Annotated in this window: 11 protein-coding genes; 3 read left to right on the forward strand and 8 right to left on the reverse strand. The window is 65.9% G+C overall.

Annotated features, from left to right (window positions below; translation table 11 throughout):
- Positions 1-57: 57 nt before the first annotated feature.
- From GM658_RS11860 to GM658_RS11870, 3 genes are read right to left on the reverse strand one after another with little or no spacing between them, the layout of a single operon-like run.
- Positions 58-1,620, reverse strand: a complete 1,563-nt coding sequence (locus GM658_RS11860) for an FGGY-family carbohydrate kinase (protein ID WP_155454244.1) — start codon at positions 1,618-1,620, stop codon at positions 58-60.
- Entirely contained in the window at positions 1,617-3,248 is a 1,632-nt protein-coding gene (locus GM658_RS11865) for a glycerol-3-phosphate dehydrogenase/oxidase (RefSeq protein ID WP_155454245.1), read from the reverse strand. Before GM658_RS11865 ends, GM658_RS11860 begins: the two co-directional genes overlap by 4 nt.
- Complete coding sequence (locus tag GM658_RS11870; RefSeq protein ID WP_155454246.1) at positions 3,245-4,852, reverse strand: FAD-binding oxidoreductase; 1,608 nt, start codon at positions 4,850-4,852, stop codon at positions 3,245-3,247. Before GM658_RS11870 ends, GM658_RS11865 begins: the two co-directional genes overlap by 4 nt.
- Before the next feature lie 68 nt (positions 4,853-4,920).
- On the opposite strand from GM658_RS11870, the gene GM658_RS11875 reads away from it, so the two are divergent.
- Positions 4,921-5,958, forward strand: a complete 1,038-nt coding sequence (locus GM658_RS11875) for an AraC family transcriptional regulator (protein ID WP_155454247.1) — start codon at positions 4,921-4,923, stop codon at positions 5,956-5,958.
- A gap of 1 nt (position 5,959) precedes the next feature.
- On the opposite strand, the gene GM658_RS11880 is transcribed toward GM658_RS11875, so the two are convergent.
- The 4 genes from GM658_RS11880 to GM658_RS11895 all read right to left on the reverse strand — a co-directional run bounded on the left by GM658_RS11880 (position 5,960) and on the right by GM658_RS11895 (position 9,287).
- Entirely contained in the window at positions 5,960-6,382 is a 423-nt protein-coding gene (locus GM658_RS11880) for a hypothetical protein (protein WP_155454248.1), read from the reverse strand.
- 82 nt (positions 6,383-6,464) lie between these two features.
- Positions 6,465-6,989, reverse strand: coding sequence for an SRPBCC family protein (locus GM658_RS11885; RefSeq protein WP_155454249.1), 525 nt, complete (start codon positions 6,987-6,989; stop codon positions 6,465-6,467).
- A gap of 37 nt (positions 6,990-7,026) precedes the next feature.
- Entirely contained in the window at positions 7,027-8,388 is a 1,362-nt protein-coding gene (locus GM658_RS11890) for a cytochrome P450 (protein WP_155454250.1), read from the reverse strand.
- Positions 8,389-8,399: 11 nt separating this feature from the next.
- Positions 8,400-9,287 carry a LysR family transcriptional regulator gene (locus GM658_RS11895; protein ID WP_155454251.1) on the reverse strand — a complete coding sequence of 296 codons (888 nt, stop codon included), beginning with the start codon at positions 9,285-9,287 and terminating at the stop codon, positions 8,400-8,402.
- A 96-nt stretch (positions 9,288-9,383) separates the two neighbouring features.
- On the opposite strand from GM658_RS11895, the gene GM658_RS11900 reads away from it, so the two are divergent.
- Both GM658_RS11900 and GM658_RS11905 read left to right on the forward strand, forming a co-directional pair.
- The gene (locus tag GM658_RS11900; RefSeq protein WP_155454252.1) at positions 9,384-10,094 is read left to right on the forward strand and encodes a hydrolase; all 711 of its coding nucleotides are present in this window, start codon (positions 9,384-9,386) and stop codon (positions 10,092-10,094) included.
- Between the two features lie 2 nt (positions 10,095-10,096).
- Entirely contained in the window at positions 10,097-10,411 is a 315-nt protein-coding gene (locus GM658_RS11905; protein ID WP_155454253.1) for a c-type cytochrome, read from the forward strand.
- Here GM658_RS11905 and GM658_RS11910 read toward each other — a convergent pair.
- Positions 10,383-11,279, reverse strand: a complete 897-nt coding sequence (locus GM658_RS11910; protein WP_155454254.1) for a sulfurtransferase — start codon at positions 11,277-11,279, stop codon at positions 10,383-10,385. The genes GM658_RS11905 and GM658_RS11910 overlap by 29 nt on opposite strands.
- Position 11,280: the final 1 nt, after the last annotated feature.

Consider the following 11,280-nt stretch of genomic DNA (forward strand, 5'->3'; position numbering starts at 1 on the left):
TTTTTTCGCTGCGCGAAAAAGGGGTACGTCCCCTTTTTCCGCCGCCGACTTTTTCCGTTAAAGCTTTTCGGGGTAGCCGGTGATGTCGGCGATTTCGGCGTACATCGGTTGCAGGCGCTTGTACATCTTCAGGTAGACGCGGTGGTAGAGCTGGTCGTAGGTCTTGCGGTGCGCTGGATCGGGCAGGAAGACGCGGCCTTTGCGCGTCATGGCGCTGATGGCCGCGTTGAAGTCCTTGTGCAGGCCCAGTCCGGCGGCGATGGCGATCGCGGCGCCCAGGCCACTCGTCTCGTACACGTGCGCGCGCGCGGCGGGCAGGCCGAAGATGTCGGCGGTCAGCTGCATCGCTGCGTCGCTTTGCGAGCCGCCGCCTGCTACGCGCAGTTCCGTGATCTTCGTTCCGCTGCGTTTTTCTATGCGCTCGCGGCCTTCGCGCAGGGCGTAGGCCAGGCCCTCCAGGATGGCGCGGTACATGTGCGCGCGCGTGTGCACGTCGCCAAAACCGATCATGGCGCCTTTGGCTTCCGGGCCGGGGATCCTGATTCCAGGACTCCAGTACGGCTGCAGCATCAGGCCCATTGAGCCCGGCGGCACTTCGTTCACCAGGCGGTCGAACAAGGCTTCCGGGGCCATGCCCTGTTCCACCGCCGCCGATTGTTCGAGGTGGCCGAATTGTTCCTTGAACCAGTTCACCATCCAGTAGCCGCGGAAGATCTGCACCTCGGTGCTGTAGGCGCCGGGGAGCGCCGCTGGGTATGGCGGTATGAAGGGCGTGACTTCGACGTATTTGCTGGTGGTGGTGTTGATGGTGGCGGTGGTGCCGTAACTCAGGCAGCCGATATGCGGCTCCAGTCCACCCGCGCCAATCACTTCGCAGGCCTTGTCGGCGGCGGCAGCCACCAGCGGTACGCCTTGCGGGATCCCGGTCGCTGCGGACGCGGCGGCGCTGATTCCGCCGATCACGGTTCCCGGCTGCACCAGCTCGGGCAATTGGTCGGGACGTACGGCCAGCGCCTGCCATTTCCAGTCGCGCGCGCCGGCCCAGGCATGGCGCTTGTAGTCAAACGGCATGTAGGCGACTTGCGAGCCGATGGAGTCGGTGTAGCGGCCGCTCAAACAGTAGTTCAGGTAGCCGGAGAGCAGCAGGAATTTGTGGGTGCGGTCCCACAGCCCCGGTTCGTGCGCCTTGATCCAGTTCACTTCCGCTTCGCGCCGGAAGTAGTCGATGGTGCCGTCCACGCCGGCCAGTTTGAAGGCGGCCTTCCACAATGTGCTGATCGGCGGTACCTGTTCCGTGCGGCGCTGGTCGAGCCAGGTGATGGCGCCGCGCAGCGGCTTGCCGTCGCTATCGACAGCAACCACGGTGCCGCGCTGCGTCGTTACCGCCACGCCGGCAATCTCCTCGCGCGCGATGTCGGTGACGGTCCACAGGCGCTGGCAGGCGGCGCATACGGCATCCCAGTAGCCTTCCGCCTTATGTTCGGCCCAGCCGGGCTGCTCGGAATAGTAGGCTGGCTGCAGGTGCACCTGGGTCTTGGCGACCAGGTTTCCCTGCAGGTCGAACAGCAGCGCGCGCACGCTTTGCGTGCCATTGTCGATGGAAAGAAGGTATTTGCTCATGCGCGTGCTTTCGGCAGGCTGTAGTTTGATCGGCATAATGCCAGATATGCCGCTTCTTCGGCAGCCCAGCGCTGGTCGTTCCAGCCAAGTTCGGGCTGGCAGATGGCGCGCACGCGGGCCAGCACGGCTGCACCGCCGTGCGCCAGCTGGATGCCCAGGCGGCTGCGGCGCAGCATCAGGTCTTCCAGGTGCTGCACGGATTCGTGGCGGGCGGCCCAGCGCAGCTGCACCCACAGCGTTTCCGTGCCGGGAATTTCTTCGAGCTCGCCTTCCTGCGCGGCGCCCGCCAGCGCGGCGGCCTGGGCGCCGTAGCGGCCCTGCAAGCGCCTTGCCTGGCCGTGAGCCAAGCACAGGCCCCTGGACGCTGCAAGCGCGGGCTCCGGTGCCGGCGCGAAGATGGCGCACTGGCCCAGGTCCGCTTGCCAGTGCGGCAGCTGCGCGGCAGCGTGCCGCAGCACGTCCAGCGCGATGGCGCGGAACGTGGTCAGTTTTCCGCCGGTGACGGTAAGCAGTCCCTCCTGCTGCCACAGCACGTGGTCGCGCGCTTCCTTCGACGGATCGGCCTTGCCGGTGTCGATCACCGGACGCACGCCGGCGTAAGTGGCCAGCACGTCGTCCTCGTTCAGCGACAGCGTTGGGAACTGGTCGCGCAGGGCTTCCATCAGGTAGTCGGTTTCTTCCTGCGTGATGGCGGCTTCCTGCTGCAGGTCGCTGCGGTGGTCGACGTCGGTGGTGCCGACGATGGCAACGCCCTCCCATGGAAAGGCAAACACCGGGCGGCCGTCGCGCGGGTGCATCAGGCTGATTGCCTGCGCCAGCGGCAAGCGCCAGGCCGGCAGCACGAGGTGGCTTCCGCGCAGGGGGCGCAGGCGCGCGGCCGCTTTGCCGTGCAGGCGGTCGGCCCATGCGCCTGTCGCGTTCACCACCAGCTTGGCCCGCACCTGGTGCGTGTTGCCGCTGACCGCGCAGCGCACTACGGCTCCGCGCACACGCCCCGCTTGCGCGTCGGCTGCCGCGGCTTCGCCGCCGTCGCGAACGAGCGATTGCACCGCGCAGTAATTGAGCGCAGCGCCGCCATGGGCTTGCGCTTCATGCAGCACGCGCATGACCAGGCGTGCGTCGTCGGTCTTGGCGTCCTGGTAGCAGATCCCCCCTTGCAGGCCGTCGGTGCGGATGTGCGGCGCCATGGCGAGGAATTCCTGCGCACTGAAGTAGTGGCGCGCACGCTGGCCGGCCATGCGGTCGTAGATGGCCAGGCCAAGCAGGAAGGCGCGCCGTCCCGGCTTGCGTCCTTCGTAATCGCCGAATGCGAAGCTTTGCGGTTCGACCAGCCCGGGTGCGTCGCGCAGCAAGGCGTCGCGTTCGTGCACGGATTCGCGGGTCAAGGCGAACTGGCCCTCCTTCAGGTATCGCAGGCCGCCGTGGACCAGTTTGGAAGAGCGGCTTGACGTGCCCCAGGCGAAATCGCGCTGTTCGACCAGCAGGGCGCGCAAACCGCGCCGCGCGGCCTCCAGCAGGATGCCGGCGCCGGTAATGCCGCCGCCGACCACCAGCAGGTCCCACTCCCGCGCCAGCAGGTCGGCAGCTTGCGTGCGGCCGCCGGGCGCCCAGTGCGGAGCCGGCGTCATGCCGCCTGCCCCGCCGGCAACAGCTTGCCCGGGTTCATGATGCCTTGCGGGTCGAAGTGCGAGAACAGCGCCTGCATGGCCGCCATGCCGGCCGCGCCTTTCTCCGCCGCCAGATAGGGAGCGTGGTCGCTGCCGACGCCGTGCTGGTGGCTGATGGTGCCGCCGTTATCGACAATGGCCATGCTGACCGCGTGCTTGAGCGCCTTCCAGCGCGCCATGTCGGTCTCGTAGTCGCCGCCCAGGCGGTACACGAAAGTGGTGTACACGCTGGCGCCCTGTGCGTACAGGTGCGACAGGTGGGTGTAGGTGTGCACCTTCTCGCCCATGCCGCCCAGAACGCCGGTAGCCGCCGCTTCGACGGCGCGCATCATCAGCGCCACGCGCGGCCAGTCGACTGCTGTCTCCACCGTGTCGATCACATAGCCGTGCTGCCAGGCGGCGTTGCGCAGGTAGACGTTGCGGAAACGCCCTTCCTTCCACTTTTCGCCCATGCGGCGGCCGACATGCACGCCTTTGAAGCCGCGGCAGGTGGCGATCGCACTGCGCAATGCGGCGCGGGCCTGCTTGCGCGGTCCGCTGGCGCCGAGCATCAGCATGCATTTGCCTTCACCGCAGCCGCGCAGTTTGAGCCAGCCTTCGAGCAGGCCAATCAGCCGTTTGTGCCCGGCCAGCGCCAGCATCGTCACCGTTTCCAAAGGATTCGACAGGCGCAGCATCGACAGCCCGCCGCGCGACTGCGCCAGTGCGCGCACCGCCGCTTCGGCGCTTTCCCAATCCGGGAAGAAGACCGCATGGAAGGCTTCGTATTCCGGCAGCGGGCTGACGCGCACGGTGGCCTCGGTCAGGATGCCCATGCGGCCTTCGGAACCAAGCACGATTTCGCGCAGGTCGGTGCCGGCGGCAGATGCCGGGAATGTGGGGATATCCAGCCGCCCTTGAGGGGTCTCCACCACGCCGCCGGCGAACATCTGCTCGATGCGGCCGTAGCGCAGCGATTGCTGCCCGGACGAGCGCGTGACCACCCAGCCGCCCAGCGTGGAGTATTCGAACGATTGCGGAAAATGGCCCAGCATATAGCCGTGGGCGCGCAGCTGCGCCTCCAGGTCCGGTCCCAGCACGCCGGCGCCGAAAGTGGCGAGCTGCGATTGCTTGTCCAGGTAATGCAGGCGCCCCATGCGCGTCATGTTCACCGCCAGCACTGGCTTGTCGCCGCCAGGCGCCGTCAGGTGGCCGGCGACGCTGGTGCCGCCACCCTGCGGGATCAGCGAGACGCCGTTTTTCTGCGCGAAACCAATCAGCTCGCGCACCTGCTGCGCGCTTTCTGGAAAGGCCACGCCATCCGGCGCGGTGCCGATGCGGCCGAAGCGCAGCTTGAGCCAGTCCGGCAGGCTCTGGCCAAGCGCATTGCGCAGGCGCGTGGCCGGCGTGGCATCGATCAGCGGATGCTCTGGCAGGCGCGATGGCGCCAGCGAGGCGCAGGCGGCTTCAAAACTGGCGTCCTGCACCGCCTTGCCCGGGCCGATGCGGCTGGCCAGGAAAGCCAGCGCATCATCGCGCAGCGGAAAGTCGCATGTCTCCTCGCCCCAACCGTTCCAACGTTTCATGTGCAATCCCTTGTTATACTTTACTCAAGAAAGCTTAAACCATCGCCTCCTGACAGTATTGCGTTTTCATGCCAGCCGAATTGCTCGATCATGCCAAGTCCGCCCGAGTTGCGGGCTCCTACCTGCAACCCATGCTGGAAGCGGCGGCAGCGCGCGGGGTCACGGCGCAGGCGCTGGAACAGGCCGCGGCCCTGCCGGCCGGCACGCTGGAACCGCTGCCGGAAGCGCTGCCAGCCGACATCTATGTCAAGCTGCTGGACCTCGCCGCCCGCCTGGCCGATGACCCGCATTTCGGCCTGCACGTGGGCGAGCGGGTCAAACTGGGCACCTATACAGTGTATGGCTTGATCCTGCTTAGCTGCCGCGATTTCGGCCATGCCTTCGAACAGACCATGCGCTACGAACAGCTGGCGCACGACCTGGGGCGCTCGACGCTGGAGGTCCATGGCGGGCTTGCCGGCTATACCTGGCACTCCAACTATCCGGCACGCTGCCGCCACCTGGTCGACAGCGTATTCGCCGGCATCCGCGTGTTCGGCAACTGGCTGGCCGGCACCGCGCTGCCGCCGGCCGAACTCTCACTGATGCACGACGGCGGCGATCCGGCCGGCCACGCCGAATACCTGCGCGTATTCGGCGCCCTGCCCCGTTTCAATGCAACGGCCAACGTGGCGCAATTTGAAGCCGCGCTGCTGGCATGGCCTGTGCCGAATGCGGACGTCAGCCTTTACCCGGTGCTGCAGCAGCACGCCGAACACCTGCTCAAACAGCGCGCCGCGCCAAGTGCAGCGGGCATCGTGGCGCAGGTGCAGGAGGCCATCGTACGGCGCCTGGCGCAAGGCCAGGTGCGCGTGGCCAGTGTGGCCGAAGACCTGGGACTGGCGCCGCGTACGCTGCAGCGCAAGCTGGCCGATGCGGGCTCCAGCTTCCAGCAGGTACTGGACGAGGCGCGTTTTTCGCTGGCGCGCGACTACCTGCGCCAGCCCGGCCTGTCGCTGGTCGATATTGCCTTCCTGCTTGGCTATCAGGAACAAAGCGCCTTCACCCATGCCTTCCGCGAGTGGTCGGGCATGAACCCGGGGGCGTGGCGGGCGGCCGGCCGCTAGCTCAGATTTCCGTGCCGTGCACGCGGACGAAGGGGCCGATGCAGCTGGCCATGTCGCGCTTCTGGCACATCAGGAACATATTGTTCGATGGGTGGAACACAATGAAGGCCTGGATGACGTGGCCTATCGCGGTCACCTCGCCGGTGCAATCCTTCTTGCCGTTGTCTTTGACGATCTTGTCGTTGGAGCGGTAAAAGCCGTCGCCGTCCGGCTGGTCGTCGATATCGAATTCGGTTTCCGCTATCTCGGCGGCGCTGGTGATCAGGGCCGTGCCGTCAGCGCTGATGCGGTACATCTCATGGCATGAGCCATCCGGCAGCTCAAAACGCCAGGTGCCGACAATGGGATGGTCGGTGCGCACGGGAGCAGCCAGTACGCTTTGGGCAGCCAGCAGGGCCGCGGCGAACAACAGGATTGGTTTCATGGCAGCCCCCAAGCGGAGTGATTAGCTCCAGTATAGACCTGTTGGCGCACTTGCACTTTCCTGTTGCCGCGGCGGGCGGGAATCATTTTTCCGCCGCTGCTTTCAGCTGGGCCAGTCCCTTTTCAAAATCCTTGCCGACCATCTTGTCCATGCTGAAGAACACGCCCATCAACTTGGTGATGAACTGGCTGGGCCCCGTCATGGTCCAGGTGACGACGGTGGCGTCGCCTTGCGGCTGGAGCACAAATTCCGTGCGGTTGGAAGAGGCGAAGGGCTTGATGAAGTCAAGCTTGATGTCCAGCTGCGTGGGCGCACTTTCCAGGATTTCCATGCGGCCCTGCCCAACCTTGTCGTTGCCGTTCCAGGCGTAGGTTGCGCCCTTGCCGCTGGCGGCGCCGCCGAACGTGCGCTGCAGGTTCGGGTCCAGTTTTTCCCACGGCGACCAGGCCGGCCATTGGTGGAAATCATTCAGGTAGGCCATAACCTTTGCCGGGGGCGCCTTGATGGTAGCGCTGCGCTGCACCTTGAAACTGTCGGGCTGCGTCAAGGCCAGGCCGAGGATCACGACCAGCACCAGGATCAGGGCCATTGCGGTCTTTTTCAACATACTCGCCTCATGAAATATTGGTATGCAAACAAGCCTATCACAGCTGGCGCGGTCGCAGAAGCAGGGGCAAGGCGCTCGGCGTCATGGTAAAGGTGAACATTTCTTCCACCGCCGCCGCACCGGGTATGGCGTGGATGGTGAAGCTGCGCATCAGCATCGACATCACCATGCGGATCTCGCTCATGGCCAGGTAGCGCCCGGGGCAAAAGCGCGGGCCGCCGCCAAAGGGCACCATCTTGCGGGCGGGGTCTTCCAGCACTTGCTTCATGGCCGGATCCAGCCAGCGCTCGGGGCGGAATTCAGCGCCATCGTCAAGCGGCGTTTCGAGCGCGAAGGAATGGCGCAGCAGCAGGAACACCACTACGCCGGCAGGCACCTGCACCCCGTCCAGCGCCACGTCCCGCACCGCCTCCGCCCCCATCAGCGGCGCCACAGGCTTGAGCCGCATGGCTTCCTGCACGCAGGCCTCGAGATACGGCATTTCTTCCAGGTTGGCTGCACAATCGGCTTCCTGCGCCAGGCGCGCTGCCGCTTGCGGATGTTGCGACAGAAGGTGGAGCAGCCAGGCGATGGTATTGGCCGTGGTGTCCTCGCCGGCAAACACCATGGTGATGGCATTGGCCTGCACCACCTGGTCGCTGATGCCCGAATCGGGCATGTCGCGTGCCGCCAGCATGGCTTCCAGCAGGTTGCTGGGCTTGTCGTACAGGGCTGGATTGGCCGCCATGCGTGCGCGCGCATCGGCGATGAAACCATCAACGGCCAAGCGGATGCGCAGGCCAGCCGCGTCGGTCGCGCGGTCGACCGGCAGCTTGATTGTGCGCCAGTATGTGACCGGCGCCACCACGCGGCGCGCCACCTGGCCGAAGACGAACTCGATATCCTGCTGCAGCGGATTGTCTTCGTTCTCCAGCATGTCCTGGTCCTGGCCCATCGCCATGCCGATGGCGACATCGAGCGCGAAGGCTTTCAGGTCGCGCAGGAGCCGTTGCGGCTGCCCTGCTTCGGCGGCCGCCAGCCAGCGCCGGCGCAAGCGCTCCGTCATCGCTTCCAAGGTGGGATGGAAGCGGTTGATAACTTCCGGCGTGAGCGCACGCATCACCATTTTGCGCTGGCGGCGCCATTCTTCGCCTTCCGCCGAAAACACGCCGCGCGCCGAGGCTTCTTCCAGGATGCCGGCAATGCGGCTGGTGCGCCGCCACTGGTCCGGACGGTCATGCAGGATCTGCGCGATGTCGGCGCGCCGGCTGTTGACGATGAAGCGCCGGTCCATCATGCGGAAGCGGTAAATCGGGCCATGTTCGCGCGCCCATTGTTCCAGCGTCTGGTGGAAGTGTGCCGCATCGAGTCCAATATTGCCTACCAGCGGCAAGCCGCTGGGTCCAGGCAGGTGTTCCATCTGCACCTCCTTTAAAAACCGCACTCCCGCAAATAATCGATGAAAAGCCGCAGACGGGCCGGCGTGAACTGGCGCGACGGCCGCACCGCGAACAGGCCGAAGGGTTCGGGGCTGGCATCGGGCAGCAGCTGCACCAGCCTGCCGTCGGCCAGCGCCGGCGCCAGCACGAACTGCGGCAGCAGCACGATGCCCATGCCCTGGACCGCACATTCGGCCAGCGCTTCGGCATTGTTGGCCGCCAGCGGCACTTTCAAATCCAGCTGCTCGCCCGGGTCGCCGATCAGCCGCCCCCATTCTTCGCGCACGCTGAGCAGACTGTAATTTAACACCGAGTGGCCGCGCAGCGCCGCCAGGGTTTTCGGCTTGCCCGCACGCCGCAGGTAGGACGGCGCGGCCGCGAACACCCTCCCGACCGTGCCGATGCGCGCCGCTACCAGAGAGGAGTCGCGCAGGAAGCCGATGCGCAGCGCCACGTCGATCGACTCCGCATGCAGGTCGGTGGTGCGGTCCTCCAGCAAGAGCTGCACTTTCAGCTCGGGATGGCGCCGCATGAAGGGCGGCAGCACCGGCGCCACCTTCTGAATGCCGAAGCTGAGCGGCGCCGCCACGCGCAGCGTGCCGCTGGCCGTGTCCTGGCCCTGGCGCACGCGCTCTTGTGCCTCATCGAGCAGCTGGAATACGGCTTGCGCGTCAGCGTAAAAGGCGCGCCCGGCATCGGTGATGTCGTTGCGGCGCGTGGTACGCGTAATCAGCTGGCTGCCCAGCGCCGATTCCAGGGTGGCGATGCGGCGGCTCACGGCGGCCGTGCTGACCTCCAGCTGTTCCGCTGCCCGCACAAAGCTGCCGCTTTCCACCACCGTGATAAAGGCGCGCAGGTCGGTCAGATCATATTGTTCCATTTTACGTAAATATCATTTGCGTAATCGCCAGTTTATTACGCTTCGAGGATTTATTAAAGTTCACCCCATCGCAACCCCACAACTACGGAGCACGACATGAACTTCAAATCCCTGATCAAAGCAGCCCTGCCAGTCATCCTGGCCTTCAGCGCCAGCGCCCACGCAGCACCGCCAGCCGAACAGCTGCTCACGCCGACCAACCATACCTTGCTGCTGATCGACCACCAGCCGCAAATGGCCTTTGCCACCCGCTCCATCGATATCGCAGAATTGCGCAACAACGTAACCGGCCTGGCCAAAGCAGCCAAGACCTTCAAGGTGCCAACCATCCTGACCACGGTCGCCGCCAAATCCTTCAGCGGCCCGATTTTCCCTGAACTGCAGGCCGTATTCCCTGAACAGGCCCCGATCGACCGCACCACCATGAATACCTGGGAAGACCAGCGCGTGGTCGATGCGGTGCAGAAGACCGGCCACAAGAAGATCGTGATGGCCGCGCTGTGGACCGAGGTATGCCTGGTGCAGCCGGCGCTGTCGGCCATGGACCAGGGCTACCAGGTCTACATCGTGACCGACGCTTCCGGCGGCGTATCGAAAGAAGCGCATGACATGGCCGTGCAGCGCCTGGTGCAAGCCGGCGCCCGTCCGATCACCTGGCTGCAGTACATGCTGGAACTGCAGCGCGACTGGGCCCGCGGCGAGACCTACGCTCCCGTCATGAAGATCGCTTCTGAACACGGCGGCGGCTACGGCCTGGGCATCGTCTACGCCAAGGAGATGTTCAACGCCAAGGAAGGCAAGAAGTAAGCATGCGCCTGGCAACCGCCCTGCTGGCAGCCTGCGGGCTGCTGGCCGCCGGGGCCAGTCCGGCGCAAACTACGGGCCGCGAAGTGTATGAAGCGGTCTGCATCGCCTGCCACGCTGCCGAGAATGTGATGGTCAGCTCGCCGAAGCTCGGTGAAGGCAAGGAGTGGCAGCAACGCATGGAGCGCGCCGGCGGGCTGGATGGCCTGGTACGCAACGCGATGCAAGGAGTGGGCGCCATGCCCGCCCGCGGCGGCAAGCCCGAACTCGACGCCGCGCAGCTTAAAGCCGCTATCCGCTACATGATGCAGGCGGATTGACCCGGCTCCATTCGCACCAGCCACCGTCGTACACGCTGATGCGCTCCCAGTCCATCAGCCAGGCATAGAAAAATGCCAGCGAAGCCCGCCAGCCGGTGCCGCAATAGAACGCGGTGCGCTGGCCGGGCTCGATCCCTGCCTGGCGCCACAGCGCGCTGATTTCCGCGGAAGGCTTCATCGTTCCATCGGCATGCTGGTATTCGCTCATGCTGTGCACGTCGCCGTCGTTGCCGGCCCGGCCCCAGCGCGCGCCCGGGATATCGCCGCGCGCATCGATATAGCTGTAGCCGGAAGTGGCGCCGACGTGCTCCTGCCAGGTGCGGATGCTGACCAGGGCGCCGTCCGGCTGCTGCAGCAGTTCGCGCGCCTGGGCGGTGTCGATCAGGTAATCAGGACGCGCAGGGAAGGCGGCGCCGAAGCTGGCCGCCGCTTGCGGCGCGGGGCTTGCGCCCTGTTCCAGCGCGTGCCCGGCGCGCAGCCAGCCATCCAGGCCGCCATCAAGCAGGCGCACATCGGCCACCCCGGCGTACAGCATCAGGTGAGCGGCGCGGGCGGCGGCCAGGGAATTGCGGCCGTACAGGATGACGGTGGTGTCGTGGCGGATGCCGTTTTCCAGCAGCAGCGCCAGGAAGGCGTCGTCGGATACCTTGTTCCACAAAGGTTGGACTTCCAGGCGGTTGGTGTCGATGTAGCCGGCGCCCGGAATATGGCCGCCTTCGTAGGCGGCAAGGCTGCCGCAGCCTACCTCGAACAGGCGCCACGCCCCGCCCGGCGCTGCCAGCACGGGCACGCCTGCGAGCAGGCGCGCCAGCCAGGCAGGCGATGGCAGTTGGCGCCAGCGCGCCAGGTCGGGACGAAAACCATGCATT

It is taken from the genome of Massilia eburnea, assembly GCF_009720745.1.
GTDB lineage: Bacteria > Pseudomonadota > Gammaproteobacteria > Burkholderiales > Burkholderiaceae_D > Rugamonas > Rugamonas eburnea.